17 protein-coding genes and 1 CRISPR repeat array are annotated in these 17,426 nt (G+C 46.5%); of the genes, 14 read left to right on the top strand and 3 right to left on the bottom strand.

Annotation, left to right across the window (positions count from 1 at the left end; genetic code table 11):
• The first annotated feature begins 16 nt into the window (after window positions 1–16).
• Together L971_RS02400 and L971_RS02395 are read left to right on the top strand one after the other, a co-directional pair.
• Window positions 17–691 (top strand): response regulator transcription factor, encoded by a 675-nt coding sequence (locus L971_RS02400; protein ID WP_047374236.1) that lies wholly within the window; start codon window positions 17–19, stop codon window positions 689–691.
• The gene (locus tag L971_RS02395; protein WP_047374138.1) at window positions 688–1,992 is read left to right on the top strand and encodes a HAMP domain-containing sensor histidine kinase; all 1,305 of its coding nucleotides are present in this window, start codon (window positions 688–690) and stop codon (window positions 1,990–1,992) included. Before L971_RS02400 ends, L971_RS02395 begins: the two co-directional genes overlap by 4 nt.
• A gap of 12 nt (window positions 1,993–2,004) precedes the next feature.
• Here the strand turns inward: L971_RS02395 and L971_RS02390 are convergent, their stop codons facing one another.
• Window positions 2,005–2,604, bottom strand: a complete 600-nt coding sequence (locus L971_RS02390; protein ID WP_047374135.1) for a TetR/AcrR family transcriptional regulator — start codon at window positions 2,602–2,604, stop codon at window positions 2,005–2,007.
• A gap of 172 nt (window positions 2,605–2,776) precedes the next feature.
• On the opposite strand from L971_RS02390, the gene L971_RS02385 reads away from it, so the two are divergent.
• Together L971_RS02385 and L971_RS02380 are read left to right on the top strand one after the other, a co-directional pair.
• Complete coding sequence (locus L971_RS02385; RefSeq protein ID WP_052200230.1) at window positions 2,777–3,505, top strand: ABC transporter ATP-binding protein; 729 nt, start codon at window positions 2,777–2,779, stop codon at window positions 3,503–3,505.
• On the top strand, window positions 3,498–4,511 hold the full coding sequence (locus L971_RS02380) for an ABC transporter permease (RefSeq protein WP_047374131.1): 1,014 nt from the start codon (window positions 3,498–3,500) through the stop codon (window positions 4,509–4,511). The genes L971_RS02385 and L971_RS02380 overlap by 8 nt, the downstream gene beginning before the upstream one ends.
• A gap of 1 nt (window position 4,512) precedes the next feature.
• Here the strand turns inward: L971_RS02380 and L971_RS02375 are convergent, their stop codons facing one another.
• Window positions 4,513–4,977: a DedA family protein gene (locus L971_RS02375; protein WP_024372020.1), complete on the bottom strand. Its 465-nt coding sequence runs from the start codon at window positions 4,975–4,977 to the stop codon at window positions 4,513–4,515.
• 234 nt (window positions 4,978–5,211) lie between these two features.
• Between L971_RS02375 and L971_RS02370 the strand changes: the two genes are divergently transcribed.
• Window positions 5,212–5,904: a response regulator transcription factor gene (locus L971_RS02370; RefSeq protein ID WP_047374129.1), complete on the top strand. Its 693-nt coding sequence runs from the start codon at window positions 5,212–5,214 to the stop codon at window positions 5,902–5,904.
• The gene (locus tag L971_RS02365) at window positions 5,901–6,986 is read left to right on the top strand and encodes a HAMP domain-containing sensor histidine kinase (RefSeq protein ID WP_047374127.1); all 1,086 of its coding nucleotides are present in this window, start codon (window positions 5,901–5,903) and stop codon (window positions 6,984–6,986) included. The genes L971_RS02370 and L971_RS02365 overlap by 4 nt, the downstream gene beginning before the upstream one ends.
• Window positions 6,987–7,104: 118 nt before the next feature.
• Here the strand turns inward: L971_RS02365 and L971_RS02360 are convergent, their stop codons facing one another.
• Window positions 7,105–7,722: a glucosaminidase domain-containing protein gene (locus L971_RS02360; protein WP_047374125.1), complete on the bottom strand. Its 618-nt coding sequence runs from the start codon at window positions 7,720–7,722 to the stop codon at window positions 7,105–7,107.
• A 131-nt stretch (window positions 7,723–7,853) separates the two neighbouring features.
• Here L971_RS02360 and L971_RS02355 point away from each other — a divergent pair, with 131 nt between their 5' ends.
• The 8 genes from L971_RS02355 to cas2 all read left to right on the top strand — a co-directional run bounded on the left by L971_RS02355 (window position 7,854) and on the right by cas2 (window position 16,312).
• Window positions 7,854–8,306: a hypothetical protein gene (locus L971_RS02355; RefSeq protein WP_047374123.1), complete on the top strand. Its 453-nt coding sequence runs from the start codon at window positions 7,854–7,856 to the stop codon at window positions 8,304–8,306.
• A gap of 232 nt (window positions 8,307–8,538) precedes the next feature.
• Entirely contained in the window at window positions 8,539–10,884 is a 2,346-nt protein-coding gene (locus tag L971_RS02350; RefSeq protein WP_047374121.1) for a CRISPR-associated helicase/endonuclease Cas3, read from the top strand.
• Between the two features lie 15 nt (window positions 10,885–10,899).
• Window positions 10,900–11,598 (top strand): type I-C CRISPR-associated protein Cas5c, encoded by a 699-nt coding sequence (gene cas5c, locus L971_RS02345; RefSeq protein WP_024372013.1) that lies wholly within the window; start codon window positions 10,900–10,902, stop codon window positions 11,596–11,598.
• A gap of 11 nt (window positions 11,599–11,609) precedes the next feature.
• On the top strand, window positions 11,610–13,484 hold the full coding sequence (cas8c, locus tag L971_RS02340; protein WP_024372012.1) for a type I-C CRISPR-associated protein Cas8c/Csd1: 1,875 nt from the start codon (window positions 11,610–11,612) through the stop codon (window positions 13,482–13,484).
• On the top strand, window positions 13,481–14,335 hold the full coding sequence (cas7c, locus tag L971_RS02335) for a type I-C CRISPR-associated protein Cas7/Csd2 (protein WP_047374119.1): 855 nt from the start codon (window positions 13,481–13,483) through the stop codon (window positions 14,333–14,335). The genes cas8c and cas7c overlap by 4 nt, the downstream gene beginning before the upstream one ends.
• Complete coding sequence (cas4, locus tag L971_RS02330) at window positions 14,325–14,984, top strand: CRISPR-associated protein Cas4 (RefSeq protein WP_047374118.1); 660 nt, start codon at window positions 14,325–14,327, stop codon at window positions 14,982–14,984. Before cas7c ends, cas4 begins: the two co-directional genes overlap by 11 nt.
• Window positions 14,981–16,012 (top strand): type I-C CRISPR-associated endonuclease Cas1c, encoded by a 1,032-nt coding sequence (gene cas1c, locus L971_RS02325; RefSeq protein ID WP_047374116.1) that lies wholly within the window; start codon window positions 14,981–14,983, stop codon window positions 16,010–16,012. Before cas4 ends, cas1c begins: the two co-directional genes overlap by 4 nt.
• Before the next feature lie 9 nt (window positions 16,013–16,021).
• Window positions 16,022–16,312 (top strand): CRISPR-associated endonuclease Cas2, encoded by a 291-nt coding sequence (gene cas2, locus L971_RS02320; RefSeq protein WP_047374114.1) that lies wholly within the window; start codon window positions 16,022–16,024, stop codon window positions 16,310–16,312.
• 179 nt (window positions 16,313–16,491) lie between these two features.
• Window positions 16,492–17,378: a CRISPR direct-repeat array (repeat unit 32 nt; unit sequence ATCGCACCTCACGTAGGTGCGTGGATTGAAAT).
• Between the last annotated feature and the right edge of the window lie 48 nt (window positions 17,379–17,426).

Here is a 17,426-nt window from a genome sequence, read left to right as displayed (position 1 = left end):
AGAAAGAAGGATGATCATGGTCACGTTACTGCTCGTAGAAGACGACCCGACGCTCGGAGGGCTGTTAGCCGAATATTTGACGACGGCGGGCTATCACGTCCTTCACGCAAAGGATGGGGAGGAGGCACTTGATTACCTCGACAACGAACCAATCGACGTCATCGTCACGGACATCATGATGCCACGTCTTGACGGGCGTGAGTTGACCGAGCAGCTGCGCGGCGCCGGCTACTCGATGCCGATTCTTATGTTGACGGCACTTGAGATGATTTCGGATAAAAAGAAGGGGTTTCGAGCGGGAGCGGACGATTATCTCGTTAAACCGGTTGACCTCGAAGAACTAGAACTCCGGCTTGAAGCCCTCCTTCGCCGGGCGAACATCCATCGTAACCATCAGATTCAGCTGAAGGACTGTCTGCTCGACGAGACGGCGCTCACGTTAAAGACGCCGGAGGAGACGATTGAGTTGCCGCGTAAAGAGTTTGAGCTACTCTACTACATGGCGACTCATTTGAATCAAGTGTTCACCCGTCAGCAATTGCTCGATCGGATTTGGGGCTACGACACGGAAAGCGATACGCGGACGATTGACGTGCATGTGAATCGGCTCCGCAGCCGCTTGAAGCATGTGACGGCGTTCCAAATCAATACGATATGGGGACTTGGCTACCGGTTGGAGTTGAGCGAATGAAGCGATTCTTTAGCTCGATTTACGGTCGTTTTATCGTCATTTTCTTCGGATTGTTACTCATTCCGGTCCTCTTGACGCTGACGTTGTTTTTAACATTCCAATTCAACACGCTCACGACACAAGTCGAAGCGATGCTCGTTGAACGTGCGGACAGCATGGTCCGGGCGTCTGAACAATATGGGCTCAGCGCCGAAGAGGCAGTCGATTTGTTTTCCGATGCGACACTCGTGACACGGACGGAACGGTACGAACGCTCTAGTTGGACAGTGGCGGAACGTACCCGTCTTGAACGGGGAGAATCGATTGCGCGCACCGAGCGTTTACCGGAAGTCGCGTTTTTACTCGACGATACAATCGTGACGCTCGCGCCGAATGCAGACGAGAACCCGATTTCGATCTTCCGTGACGTATCACTCCAGACGCTCTTGCTGACGGCACTCATCTCGAGCCTATTGGTTTTGCTCGCCGTTCGGCTCATGACGCGGCGCATCGATCGCGTGACGGAAGCAGTCAATCACGTCGCGACGGGCGACTTGACCGTCCGGGTGAACGACTCGAGCGATGACGAAATCGGCAAGCTCGCCCAACAGTTCAATCAAATGGCAGAGGCGCTCGAGACGAATGAAGCGAAAAACGAAGAGCTCACGTCTGTCATGGCCCACGAGTTCAAAACACCGGTCGCTTCAATTTTAGGGTATGCGACGATGTTGAAGAAAGACGTGGCGCCAGAAAAGCGAATCCATTATGCGTTAATGATTGAGCGTGAAGGGAAGCGGCTGTCGCGATTATCACGAGATTTATTGCGATTGTCCAAGCTCGACCATACCGTCGTCGGATTAGATGTCACCTCGTTCTCTCTCACGGAACAGCTCCGGGAGAGCATGCTCTCGTTCGAACGGGAATCGAACCAAAAACGATTGAAATGGGCTGTGGATTTAAACGAAGTGGATATGCTTGGAGATGCGGGTCTACTACAGCAAGTGTGGATGAACTTGCTTCAAAACGCGATCACCCATAGCCGTGAGGAAGGAAGATTGCGCGTCCAATTGAGGCAGACGGCCGATGCAATCGTATGTGAGATTCAAGACGAGGGGGAAGGCATGACGCCGGACCAAGTGAGCCGGATTTACGAACGGTTCTACCAAGCAGATCCTTCGAGACATCAAGGCGGATCGGGGCTCGGTATGGCCATTGTTCAGAAAATCGTTGCCTTGCATCAAGGACAAATTCAGGTGGTGAGTGAAGTACACGTTGGAACGACCGTGACCGTCACGCTGCCACTTCGAAAAGACAGGGTCTGAGCCTGTCTTTTTTTATGGTTTCAGACCGCCTGCCGTCAACGGTCCTTTGAAAGTAATCGTATAGATGATGCGGGCGATGTCATCGGCGGTTTCCGGACGGTCGTTATACAACCATTCATAAATGACCCCCATATGAGCTGATGAGATATACGAAACGAGATAATCGGCTGGCACGAGCGACTTCGTCTCGTCGAAAAAGACTGTTGGCGACCGTTGAAACAACGCTGCGTGCATATACGACCGGAGTCTTGCCTGGAACTGCGGGTCCCCGTTTGGTCCGAGGAGGGGTTTCATCAAGATTTTGTTTTCTTCGATAAATTGAATGAACGGGACGAGCAGTTCATGAGCGGCTGGTCCACGCTCGTCACCGAAGACACGTGGAATCTGTTTGATCAGTTTCTGCTCGGCCTCGTGAAAAATGACTTCAATCAACTTCTCCATCAAATCAAATTTATCCACATAATGGCTGTAGAACGTGCCACGGTTAATGCCAGCCCGTTCGGTGATGGCTTTCACCGTGACCGCCTCGAATCCGTGCTCGTCAATCAAGTCCAAAAAGGCCGTCTTGATTAATTGTTTCGTTCGTGTGATGCGTAAGTCTTCATGTCCCATCTGTTTTTTTCTCCTTTATCCAACACTTGCGCGCGAACTGTCTGATAACCGACACGATGGCCGATTTTGCCGATTGTTGGGTAGTCAGGCGAGGTCTATACTGAACATATAAACCAACACGGTGTCTGTTAGTCAAGTGTACATGAATCGGACATCGAAAAGGAGAATCGTTATGGACATTCAACTGAACGGCGTCAGCAAATCGTTCGGCGACCAATTGGCCATCGACCGTGTCAGTTTCATGATCAATTCTAGCGATATCTGTTGCCTGCTCGGTCCGTCCGGTTCGGGGAAGACGACGCTCATCCGGCTGATGATCGGCGCGTTAAAAGCAGACGATGGGATGATTCAGCTCGGGGAGACGGTCATGCCGAGCATGGATATGCTGCATACAATCGGCTTCATGCCGCAGAACGATGGACTATACGATGACTTATCGGCCGAGGCGAACCTCGAGTTTTTCGGATCGATCTATAAGCTCGGAAAATCGGAATTGCAGAAACGCATCACGGAAGTGCTCAAGCTCGTCGATTTGACGGTCGACCGCAAAAAGCTCGTCCGAAACTTCTCGGGCGGGATGAAAAAGCGACTCTCGCTCGCAATCGCCATCCTGCATCAGCCCGACGTCTTGTTTTTAGATGAGCCGACCGTCGGCATCGACCCGATTTTACGCCGCCAGATTTGGGATCAGTTCCAGACGATTCGGGCGACCGGGACGACAATCATCGTCTCGACCCACGTCATGGATGAGGTGCTCGAGTGCGACCGGGCCGCGCTCATCTATAACGGCCGCTTGATCGCCTACGATACCGTCCCGCACTTGCTAGACCAGACGGAGAACGGTCGCGTCGAGGAGTTGTTCCTCATCGCCGGACGACAAGGAGGGGCGGGTCATGCGTAACTTGGCGAAACGCGTCATCTTTCAGACGCTGAACGATAAGCGGAGCGTCGCCTTGATTTTGGTTGCGCCGCTCCTCATCTTGACGCTCGTCTACTTTTTACTCGGGGACTCGGATTACGTGCCGGTCGTCGTACTCGATGAGACCGCGCAACCGCAACTCGTCGAGGCGTTCGAGGCCGAGACGCTCGACGTCCGGTTGGATACGGTCGACAATCCGTTCGGCTACTTGGAAGACAACCCAGACGTCGATGCGGTGTTCGAAGCGACACAGGCGGGGACGACGATTACGCTCCGGGAACCATCGACGAAGTCATCGAAGGCGGTGCGAGAGATTCAAGCGGCGCTATCGACGTTAAATCCGGCGGCTGATATCGACATGAATTACGTATACGGGGAAGAAGGACAATCGACGTTCGATTCGTTCGGTTACGTGTTCTTGTCGCTGTTCTCGTTCTTCTTCGTCTTTATCTTGTCGGCGATGGCGCTCGTGAAAGAACGGAGCGGCGGCACGCTCGAGCGTCTCCTCATGACGCCAATCAAACGGGGACAAGTCATTTTGGGCTACACGCTCGGCTACGGCGTGTTCGCCGTCGTGCAGTCGGTCATCATCGTGCTCTATACGATTTACGTGCTCGGCCTGACCTCGGTCGGCAATATGGCGTGGGTCATGTTGGCGATGCTGCTCATGGCGGGGACGGCCGTCTTGTTCGGGGCGACGATTTCGGTGTTCGCCCGTTCTGAACTGCAGGTCGTCCAGATGATCCCGTTCACAATCATCCCGCAAGTGTTCTTCTCCGGACTCATCCCGCTCGATCTCATCCCATACGGACTCGGCAATTTGAGTTACGTCATGCCGATCTTTTACGGGGCGACCGCCATTAAAGAAGTGATGGTGTACGGGAGCGGCTTTTCCGGAATCTGGCCGTATTTACTTGGACTCGTCATCTATGCGGGCGTGCTCTACTTATTGAATATACGTGCGCTCGGGAAATATCGAGGACATTAAGTTAGAAAGATAGGACCCAGTTTTGAAGTTGCTGAAACATCGGCACATAGCCGGCTAAGCGAATCACAATAAACCAAGCTCCGGTATATAGAAAAGCGGAGAGGGCATTGTAAAGCGCGTATGTCCGAAACTTGAGCGATGTGAAACCGGCCACGTAATGAAGTGGATGGCGCAGGCCGGGGATGAAATACGAGATGAGGACGATTCGGGCCCCATACGTCTCATATAATGCCTTTGCACGCTGTAAATAGCGAGAGTCGCGCCGGGAGGATGGGATCACCCGATGAAGACCGCGGCCGACAAGATAAAACCAGCTGAATGCGAGGGTGAAAACAATCCACGTTGTGAAGAACAGCGCCAAATCAGGCGTCGTTACGGTTAAATGGGTAATCATCAGCACATCGTCTGATAATGGTGTAAACATGATGCCGATGGCGAGCATCACGTATTGTGTCAATAATTCCATAATCGTTCACTCCTTACCTTTGTCTAGTATTACCCGACGAACGTAAGGAGTTTTTAGCGTATTCTTAAGAAATCTTAAGAAGTTCGACAGAATCCATTGCGGTGGATTCGATATACTCAAGATAAATCTTGATGAAATAGAATTTAGAAAAAGATGCTACGCTACGTTTAATCGAGAAAAATGCATCGTCTGTAAACAGAACGTCTAATTGAGATTCAGGTAAGGAGGAAGCACATGCGCCCACAACCAATCATTCTCATCGCTGATGATGATGAGGCCATTCGCGAGTTACTCGCGATTTATTTAAAAAACGAGGGATACGCACTTCGGTTTGCAGCAACAGGACAAGACGTACTCGATCTCGTCGCGCGTGAACCGATTGATTTGCTTATTTTAGATTGGATGATGCCTGTCATGGATGGAATCTCGGCATGCATCGAGATTCGAAAAACTCAGTTTATGCCCATTTTGATGCTCACTGCCAAAACAAGTGATTTGGATTTGATGCAAGGGATTTCTGTCGGGGCGGACGACTATATGAAAAAGCCGTTCAATCCACTCGAGGTGACACTTCGGGTCAAGTCGTTGCTTCGACGTTACCGTGACTATGGAGCTGATCAAGCAGTCCAGTCCGGAAAAATCGTGTTTCAGGAAGTGACACTCGACTTGCAGACGAGGACATGCCAAAAGGGCGATGAGTTGATTCGCCTCACGCCAAAAGAGTTTGATATTCTAACTTATTTTATGCGCCACCCGAATCAAGTGCTCACGGTCGAACAAATCTATGAGGCGGTATGGGGTGAGGACGCATTCGAGGTAGATAATACGGTGATGGTACACATCACAAAAATTCGAGAGAAAATTGAAGACACGTCACGGAAGCCATCTTACATTAAGACGGTTTGGGGTGTAGGGTACCGGTTATGAAAACGCGACAGTGGGATCGATTGCTCGTCAAATTGATTGGAATCATCTTAGTAAATGCCTTCATCGCTACGATTGCGTTTTTAATCATGGGCTACTCGATTAGCATGTATTATATTCGGAACGAGACAACGCCTGAACCGTTGACATCCAATCTGGCTTTTTTGAGCGTAACGTTTATTACGATACTTATTTTTATCATTGGTTTTTCACTCATGATGCGGAAAACGTTGCAAAAGATTACGCATTTATCTAGTGAAATTGAACAAATCGCGAACGGGGACCTCGGACGGACTGTAAATATCGAAGGGAGAGACGAACTCGCATCGCTCGGGGACAGTGTGAATCGCATGTCGCGACAGCTGCAAGAATTGTTCGACAAAGAACGTGCCCATGAAGAAGAACGAAACCAGTTGTTCTCGAACTTGTCTCATGATTTGCGGACACCATTGACAAGTATCCGTGGCTACGTTCATTTGCTTCAAAACGAACGCGAGCTATCTGAGACAGAACAGAGCCATTTCAACGTCCTAAACGAAAAGACAGCCCAGCTCGAGCAGCTGCTCGATCAGTTGATGGACGTGAACCGTCTCTACTCCTCACAAGTGACGCTATCGAGACATCGGTTGAATGGAAGTTTGCTGACAATGCAACTCGTCCATGAGTTACGTCCCTTGTTTGAGGAGGCGGGACATGAGCTCAAGCTCGATGTTCAACCAGATCTTTATATTGATGCGGACCAACAACAACTCATCCGTGTCTTTCAAAACCTGATGTCGAACGCCTTAAAGTATGCGACGCCAGGCAGCCCGATTAAATTGACACTTATGCAAGAAGATGGTGCGATTCTTTGGAGACTATGTAATAAGACGACACCTGAGACCATCGCATCAATCGATCATTTATTCGACCGGACGTATCGTGTGGATACTTCGCGTGGCGAGACGCCGGGCGATGGGCTTGGCTTGTCGATTGCGCGTCAAATTATGTTGCTGCACGACGGTACGTTGACAGCTCAATCAATGAGCGAGAGCCACATCTGTTTTACGGCGTGTTTCGTCAGGGCCGACAAAAAAAGCATCTGAGCAGATGCCCGGATGCTTAACGTTTGAGAAGTAAAGCGATGCCCGCTGCGAGAAGCGCGAGTCCGCTGAACAATCGTACTTGATTGCAAGTCACTATCTTTCACCCCTATATGTCTTGTCATTTTTTGGCGATACGAAGCTGTGTCCGTTCCATCTCCCGATAGATGGATAAGATTTCGGTGCCGTAGTTGCCTTTTGGCTGCATCGCCCATTTGCGATGGAGCGCGGGCCATGTCGTCGCCGATCCTCGTTTCACATAATGGAAGCGTGGGTCGACGCGTGTCATGTTCAAGTCGTCTTTTGAGGCGTACGCCTTCAGATGTTGAATCTGGGCCGTCACCCCTTGGTGCGGAGAACGGAAGAAATGGCCTTTCACTCCTTTGCCGACCGTGCCGATGCCTGAGTAGTTATGTTGTCTCGGCAGGACGTCGCCTTTGTAGCTGAAGTATCCGGTCTCTTTCAACGCTTGCGCGAACGCGACATCGCCGCGGACACCTTCTTTCGCGCCGATGATGACGAACAGTTTCGCCAGTTCTTCGACCGTCACACCTTGAAGCCGGACGTTGTTCGGATTCTTTCGCTTCACGAAGTCCGCCATCTGTTGAGGCGTCACAGTGGAAGAACCCATGATCGCATGATTCTCTTTATTTGACGAAGCTTCTGCTGATGACATCGATGTGAAAGACGAGACTAGAAGTAACACGATGGTCAAACAAGTGATGAGCCAGCTTTTCATCATCCATTCCTCCTAAACGATTAAACAAACTATGAAAATAATACCATATAATTTGTAGTCAGAATATTAAATTTAAATAAAAAGGGAACTAAATCCAATCAATCTTCGTACAGAGTAGCGAGGTGATGGGAATGGACAAACAGCAACGGATACGGGAAATTGTAGCTTACCAGAAAAAATGGATGCCATTGCACGTCACGACCGTCATCGCGGTCGGACTGACGTTCGCGATGTTTTTGATGAACGGGTCCGTCGGATACTTGCTCGGTTTTTTCGTGGCGCTCGCGGCGCTGACGTATATGGACTGGAAAGAGAGCCGCTTTTTGCAGCAGCTGACACACGAAGAGGATGTGAGACGTTTGATTCCTCGGCAATACGTTCTTCGAGGAGTACAAACGCTGATCGGCGCGCTCGCCATCTATGGCTTATTCCAACAGGAACGACAATTGTATATCCTTGTCGTACTTGGGGTCGTCGTCGGTTTACAGGCGTGGACGGCTAAATATTATGAGCAAAAAATTCAACAGATCGATGCCGAACAGCCGAGCCGTGAGGATATGCGGTTTTTGAATCCCATGAAATAAGAAGTCTAGCGATGCTTACTAGTACTTTGTGAGTAAGCCTAAGACGCTCCCTACTGGTTCATTGGCTAAAAAATAAGGTGAACGTTCCTGATGTAAGCGAAGCGGCACAAGCCGCTTTTTATTTTGACCTAATAAGAAAAAGTGAATACCTAAAGTAAAATAATGTAATAATATTGAGGGTGTAAATACCTAACATGTGGAAAAAGATTAGTGCTATGGAAGGGGTGAATCTGTGGAATACATCGCGCACATTCGTTCAAATGACCAGACAATTCAATCTGTTCGTGAACATTTGTTAGATACAAAAAAACTGGCAGAGGATTGGGGGCATCCATTCGAACTTAATTACGTTTGCGGTCTTGCAGCGATGCTTCATGACATGGGGAAGTATAGTGACGCGTTTCAAAGTTATATCAAGAGAGCGGCGGCTGGTGAAAAGGTTAAAAGAGGGGAAGTTGACCATGCCACGGCGGGTGGACGTTTATTGTTCGAGATGTTGAAAGGAAAAGCGCCCCAGCAATTGTTGGGGGAAGTTGTAAGTAATGCGATTATCTCGCACCACGGAAACCTTCACGATTATATTCACGGTGAAGATTCACCTTTTTTACAACGAGTTGAATTAAAAGTACTGGATGAATACGAAGTATGTAAAAATCGCTTTTTTGATGAAGTGATATCAGAGGTAGATTTTAAAAATTATGTTGAGTCTGCATCTCAGCAGTTAATGAGTTATCTAGAACGAGTCGGACAGACATTAGTAAACTCGACTTTCCTTACAAAGCTAGTCTTTAGCATTTTAATTGATGCGGATCGAACGAATACAAGGCAGTTTGAAGAAAAAGAAGTTGACTCCAGTTTGGCTGTGGATCTACAAACGCTTAAAGGAAATTTAGAACGACATCTGTCTTCATTGACCGACAATCGTTCAACTGTTTCCACGATAAATGTTCTTCGGCAGCAAATGTCTGAGCAGTGCATGCAGTATGCGGAACGACCGAGCGGGGTTTATACACTTTCGATTCCGACAGGTGGGGGCAAAACGTTGGCAAGCCTGCGTTATGCTCTACATCACGCATCTCATCATCAGAAAAAAAGAATTATTTACGTTGTACCGTTTACGACAATTATTGAGCAGAACGCTCAAGTCGCGAGATCAGTTTTAAACACTGAAGAAATCGTCGAGCACCATTCTAATGTCATTCAATTAGATGACGCTTCGGAAGATGAGATGAGTTTACAGGCAAAATTGAGTTTAGCGAAAGACAATTGGGACGCCCCCATCATCTTTACGACAATGGTTCAATATTTGAATACGTTCTATGCGAAGGGAAATCGCAATACACGTCGTCTTCATCACTTAAGTGAAGCGGTCGTTATTTTTGATGAAGTGCAAAAAGTTCCTACCAAATGCGTATCGCTATTCAATGAATCGCTGAATTTCTTAAAAGACGGACTAAGTTCAAGTGTGATTCTATGTACAGCTACGCAACCCGCACTAGATTTTGTTAAACATCGGTTGACGAGTGATGGAGAAATGATTCAAGAGTTAGCGACCGTCATTGAAGCGTTTAAACGGACAGAAATTGAAGTTGTTCCAGACGGATTTGATACACATCGACTCGACTTATTCGTGCGAGACAAAGCCAATGTCCATCAAAGCGTTTTAATCATTTTAAACACAAAGACAGTTGTCCGTAAGCTGTATGAGTCCTTGCAACCCTCGTTTTCTGAAGAAGAAATATACCACTTGAGTACTTCCATGTGTCCGGCACATCGCAAAAACATTTTGCAAAAGATTAATCAACGACTCAAACGTGGTGAACGAGTCATTTGCATAAGTACCCAGCTAATTGAAGCGGGAGTGGATGTGAGTTTTCAATGTGTCATTCGCTCGTTCGCGGGACTTGACTCAATTGCTCAGGCCGCTGGACGTTGCAACCGACATGGGGAAGTCGATAAGCGAACCGTTTATTTGATTGATCATGTTGAGGAAAGTGTCTCCAAATTAACGGACATTGCAAAAGGACAGGAAATTGTTAAACGATTGGTTGTCGATTTGGAGCGAGAGTTGAACGCTTATGGTGGAGAGTTGCTATCCCCACTTGCGATGCAGCGATATTTCCAAGAGTTTTATCAACTTCGCGAAGTTGATTTGGATTACCCAGTAAAAGGTTCGACCGAAACATTGGCTTCGATGTTGTTTGAAGGAACGAAAAATTTGCATCGTATCAGTGATACCCCGATGTTACTTGTAGCTCGACATCGAACGGTTGCTGACAACTTTCACGTAATCGATCAGCAAACGGACGACGTGCTCGTCCCTTATGGAGATAAGGGAGAAGAATTGATTGCACTCTTGAATGGTGACATCAATTGGGAAGATGCCCGGAAGTGGTTAAAAGAGTCTCAACAATACACAATCAGCATTTATGACCAGGAAAGAAGGGTGCTTGAACAAAGCGGGGGGATTGTTTCTTTGCTAGATGGTCGATTGCTCGTATTGCAACCATCGGCATACGATGAAAAGTACGGGTTAAATCTGTCACAAGATTCTGAGATGCAAAGTTTATTCATGTGATGAAAGGAGAGAATTATGCGAAATTCGATTGAGTTTAAAGTGTATGGGAATTATGCACTGTTTACGGATCCACTGACTAAACTGGGCGGAGAAAAAATGTCGTATCAAATTCCAACGTATCAAGCCATCAAAGGGATTGTCGAATCGATTTATTGGAAGCCGACAATTGTCATGGTCGTCGATGAAATTCGGATTATGAAGCCGATTAAAATGGAATCAAAGGGGATGCGGCCCATTGAGTATAGTGGTGGGAATTCTCTAGCTCACTACACGTATTTGCGGGACGTGTGCTATCACGTTCGAGCGCATTTCGAATTCAATCCACACCGTCCTGATTTAGCGTTTGATCGAAATGAAGGAAAGCATTATGCCATTCTTAAACGTTCGCTGGAAGCGGGAGGTCGAAGAGATATTTTCCTAGGGGCAAGAGAATGCCAAGCGTACGTAGAGCCCATTGAATTTGATCAAGGAGAAGGTTTTTACGATGGAGTGGATCTTCATTTTGGAACCATGGTTCACGGATTCAATTATCCCGACGAGACAGGGGTAAATGAACTTGCAGTTCGCTTGTGGCATCCAGTGATGAAAAATGGGGTGATTACATTCACAAGACCAGAAGACTGCTCCCTTGTCCAACCCATCAAAAAGATGCACGCCAAACTATTTACAGAAGGTTCGATTGAGTCAGTAGAATCGTTGCATGATCAATTATAGGAGGTGATGGAATGAGCGTTTGGCAACAGCTATACGAGACATACAATCAACATCTCGATGAAGTAGGTAAATCAGAAAGTCGTTGGGAAGGAAAGACGTTCACGTTGCTTCCGATTTCTCATACGACACAAACGGCTCATATCACTGTCAATATAACACCTGATGGTGAATTTCACTCAGCCGAAATGATTGAGAAAGGTCATGGGAACACATTAATTCCTAGCACTGAAGATTCATCTAGCAGAGCAGGGAGTGTCATTGCTCCTTATCCGCTACACGACAAGTTACCTTATGTAGCTGGTGACTATGAAGCATTTGGAGGAGTGTATAAAAAAGACAATGCGCATCAAGTGTACATGGATAACCTGAAAAAATGGTCCGAATCCTCTCATGGATTTGATCGGTTGAAGAGTATCTATACGTACTTACAAAAGGGACGACTCATTGAAGATTTAGTGAACGAGAAAGTACTTTTTACAGAGACGGATAGCACGTTGAAATGGACGTGGAAGGATAAAGAAGAAAAGCCGCAAATCTACTCCATAGTTACAGGTGGAATGGAAGGAGCGTTTATACGTTTTCATGTTCATTCATCAGAACAGCTCTATAAAGAGCCATGGCAAGATTCAGAGTTTTATCAATCTTTTATCGCTTATTATGCTGAACAAGCAGGGAACTCTACATTATGTTTTGTAACGGGAGAACAAAAAGTTGGTTCCACCAAACATGCGAATAAAATCCGTAATGCTGGAGATAAAGCAAAGCTCATCTCGGCGAACGACAGTAGTGGATTCACGTTTCGAGGTCGTTTTGACAAAGCCTCTGAAGCAGCGACGATTAGTTACGAAGTATCGCAAAAAGCACACAATGCACTTAAGTGGCTTATTCAAAGACAAGGGAAACTGATTGACCAACGTGTCTTTCTTGTTTGGGGGAGTCAAGTGACTGAGATGCCGAGTGCGGTGGATTCGACTTTTTCACTGGCTACGCTGTTTAACGATGTGGAGGAGAAAGAAGTATTCGATACGAACCGAGACGGTGCACGAGCATTTTCTGACGCACTCATCGGTTTTAAAAGAAAATTACCTCGACAAACAGTGAATATTTTAATAATCGATGCGGCAACGACAGGTCGTTTGGCGATTCTTTATTATCGTTCATTTGATCAAGAACAATATTTTAATCGACTCGAATCCTGGCATACCGAACATCCGTGGGAGTATGTTTACTTTGATCGTGAGAAAAAACGTCGAGTTTTCATCGGTGCGCCATCTTTGCACGATATCGCAACGACGGCCTATGGTCCGCGGGCTAATGAAAAACTGATAAAAGCCACTGTGGAAAGACTGATTCCGTGTGTAGTGGACGGGCGTATCGTACCAGATGATGTTCGCCGTAGTTTAATTCAACGAGCATCGAATCCAGTAGGGCTAGAAGCTTGGGAGTGGGAGAAAACGTTACAAATCGCCTGTGGAATGATTAACAAGAAAGAAGGGATGAATGTGGCATTAGATTCAAACTTAAAAGATCGAGATTATTTGTTTGGACGATTGTTAGCACTTGCTGATTATTTGGAGCGGAAAGCATTAGGGAAAGAAAATCGTGCAACCAACGCGATTCGTTACATGAACGCCTTTTCTCAAAATCCTGCACGGACATGGATGACGATTCAAAGTGCACTTCAACCATACCAAGCAAAACTTGGTGGGAAAGTGACCTACATTAACAAATTGATTGACGAAGTGGGCTCACAACTTGATCCGAGTGATTTTACGAACAAACCGTTATCTGGTAAATACCTTTTAGGTTTTTATAGTCAGCGACATGATTTGTACCAAAAACGTGAAGAAGTCATTTTATCTAATGAGGAGAGTGTTGAAGCATGAACGTACTAGATCACAAAATCGATTTTACCGTCATTCTGTCTGTTTCTAAAGCAAATCCGAACGGAGATCCGCTCAACGGTAACCGGCCTCGACAAAACTACGATGGCTATGGAGAGATTTCAGATGTCGCCATTAAACGAAAAATTCGGAACCGTCTCCAAGATATGGGGGAGTCGATTTTTGTACAATCGAATGATCGTCGCTCAGATAGTTATGACAGTCTGCGGGATCGCGCTGAAGGAAATGAAGAATTGAAGAAGTTGATGAAGGGCAAAGGGATGGGAGATCAATTTGCACAAGAAGCGTGTGCGACTTGGATGGACGTCCGTTCGTTTGGTCAGGTATTTGCTTTTAAGGGAGAGAAGTCTGGAGTATCTATTGGTGTGCGTGGCCCTGTCTCCATACACACGGCGACCAGTGTGGCTCCGATTGATATTACAAGTATGCAGATTACGAAAAGTGTGAACTCTGAGAGCGGCAAAGAACGTGGCTCTGACACAATGGGAATGAAACATCGCGTCGATCATGGAGTCTATGTATTGAACGGAAGTATTAACACTCAACTTGCCGAAAAAACGAATTTTACGAAAGAAGATGCTGAGAAACTAAAACAGGTTTTAGTGTCACTGTTTGAGAATGATGCTTCTTCGGCTCGCCCAGAAGGAAGTATGGAAGTGCATAAAGTCTATTGGTGGGAACATAGTTCAAAACTTGGACAGTACTCGTCTGCGAAAGTGCATCGGTCCGTCTCGATAAAACCAACGACAGAAGAACCAAAAGATTTTTCGGATTATGAGATTCATATTGCTACACTTGAGGGCCTAAAGCCTGAAATTTTGGATGGACTATAAACAAGACGATTCCTATTTGTTGTTATCGGGCATTCAACATTTTCAATTTTGTCCGAGACAGTGGGCGCTCATCCACATCGAACAACAATGGGAAGAGAACACTCGAACTGTGGAAGGACAGCATTTGCATAAAAAAGCGGACGATTCGCATGTGCGCGAAAAAAGGAAAGATCGTCTAATTGTTCGTGGGATGGCCATCAAGTCAGAAGCCTTAAACATCAGTGGGCAATGTGATGTCGTTGAATTTGTCAAGGATTCGGCTGGGGTTTCCTTATATGGAAACCCTGATCTATATCGGCCGATTCCAATTGAGTACAAGCGGGGCAAACCGAAAGTAGGGAAAGAAGATGAGCTTCAGTTAGCTGCACAGGCGATTTGTCTTGAAGAAATGTTTTTATGTCAAATTACTGAGGGTTATTTGTACTACAACGAAACGAAGCATCGTCACCTTGTACTGTTGTCAGATTCATTAAAACAAGAAGTAAAAGCAATCTTGACAAAAATGAACAGCTATTATCATCAAAGATACACCCCGAAAGTAAAAACTGGACCACATTGTAAAAGTTGTTCGCTCCGAAATATCTGTTTACCAGAATTGATGATTCGAGAGAGTGTCAGTGAGTATATGGCGAGGAGGCTTCGGGATTGAAAAAGATGCTAAATACGCTATTTGTAAACCAATCGGATGCATACCTTGCTCTTGACGGCGGGAATATAGTCGTAAAGAAGGATGACGAAATTCTAGGTCGAGTGCCTCTCCACAATCTCGAAGGAATCGTTACATTTGGATATACCGGTGCCAGTCCAGCATTGATGGGTTATTGCGCTGCAAACAATGTTCCTTTGACATTTATGACGAAAAACGGTCGATTTTTAGCGCGCGTTATTGGCGAAAGTAAAGGAAATGTCGTGTTACGCAAAACACAGTATCGCCAATCTGACTGTGAAATTCAATCGTCGCGACTTGCAAGGAACTTCATCCTTGGTAAAGTGTACAATCAAAAATGGATGCTTGAACGAACGACTCGAGATTATCCGATGCGAATTGATGTCGCGCGTTTCAAAGAGACATCGCAATATTTTTCAAGAAAGTTAATCGAAATTCGGGAATGCGAAGATTTGGAAAGGTTACGAGGACTTGAAGGAAAGGTAGCGGTTCACTACAATCAACTATTTGACGATATGATTCTTCAACAAAAAGAAGATTTCATGTTTAAGGGACGTTCGAGAAGGCCTCCTCTTGATCGCGTGAATGCAATGTTGTCATTCGCTTATAGCTTGTTAGCCAGAGATACTGGAGCGGCACTCGAGGCAGTTGGACTCGATGCGTACGTAGGATTTTTGCATCGTGAACGCCCAGGACGGATTTCCCTGGCGCTTGATTTAATGGAAGAGCTTCGCGGAATTTATGCAGATCGATTCGTACTTTCGCTAATCAATATGAAAGTCATTCAAGCGAAGCATTTTATTCAAAAGGAGAACGGGGCTGTACTCATGACGGAAGAAGGACGTAAAGTTTTTCTCTCTTCCTGGCAGAAGAAAAAACAGGAGATGATTCAGCATCCTTACTTAAAAGAAAAAATGATGTGGGGACTCGTACCGTACGCACAAGCTCTGTTGTTAGCTAGACACCTCAGAGGAGATTTAGAAGAATATCCAACTTTTTTGTATAAATGAGGGGAATATATGCTTGTGTTAGTAACATATGACGTCAATACAATTTCACCTGGTGGGACAAAACGCTTGAGACAAGTCGCAAAAATTTGTCAGCAATATGGTCAACGAGTCCAGAACAGTGTGTTTGAGTGTATCGTAGATCAAACTGAATTTACAACGTTGAAATTGAAGTTAAAAGATATTGTTGACGCGGATAAAGACAGTCTCCGATTTTATCGTTTAGGAAATCAACATGCCACTAAGGTGGAACATTATGGAGCAAAAGAATCTTTAGATTTGGAAGGACCTCTCATTTTTTAAAGGGGAAGTTGTTTTTAGTGAGTGCGAACATGCAGCGCACAGCATTTTCTAGAAAGGTTCGCACCATTTTTCATCATATTCCTAAACAAAAGACGAATGATTTTTAAGGTTTGAATCCTAAAAAGGATAATATTGTTTCTTTTATTTATTTTTAGTCGGCTTTTAATTATGAATCGGCTATCGCACCTCACGTAGGTGCGTGGATTGAAATAAGAACAAAGAGATTAGTCCGTAAGATAGCCCACATCGCACCTCACGTAGGTGCGTGGATTGAAATCGGACCGTAAGCAAGCGGTGTGACGCGTGCCCGATCGCACCTCACGTAGGTGCGTGGATTGAAATTCATATTGTATCATGTCGTCGGTCTTCTCGACCATCGCACCTCACGTAGGTGCGTGGATTGAAATCTCTTCCGCCTTCTCCAACTCCGCTAACTTAGCCGCATCGCACCTCACGTAGGTGCGTGGATTGAAATGTTCCCACCGCGTCAAGTAGCGCGATGTCGGCGATCGCACCTCACGTAGGTGCGTGGATTGAAATATCTTCGAACCATGAGTGCTCGACGTTTGCGATATCGCACCTCACGTAGGTGCGTGGATTGAAATCATTATTATGTCACCTCACGTTTAAGATTAAGGCATCGCACCTCACGTAGGTGCGTGGATTGAAATCACGCCATCAGCTTGTATAGCGGCTGAACGTCGGGATCGCACCTCACGTAGGTGCGTGGATTGAAATAGCTTGCCGCGTAGCTCCCGTAAGACTTCCGCCATCGCACCTCACGTAGGTGCGTGGATTGAAATATGTTGTTGATGCACTCGGCGGATTCCATTGAGATCGCACCTCACGTAGGTGCGTGGATTGAAATGTGAAAGTGTCCGTCACCGCGCAAGGGCAGACCGATCGCACCTCACGTAGGTGCGTGGATTGAAATTATGCGCTCGAAGAAGCCACCCTCGATCTGTGCGCATCGCACCTCACGTAGGTGCGTGGATTGAAATTCCCGCACCTTGTCGTCGTATTCCAAGAACAACATCGCACCTCACGTAGGTGCGTGGATTGAAATACCTTCACATGATGCAAGTTCGGGCGCGGCGACTATCGCACCTCACGT

Source organism: Exiguobacterium sp. ZOR0005 (genome assembly GCF_000798975.1).
Lineage (GTDB): Bacteria > Bacillota > Bacilli > Exiguobacteriales > Exiguobacteriaceae > Exiguobacterium > Exiguobacterium aurantiacum.
This window is presented reverse-complemented; position numbering and strand designations above follow the sequence as displayed.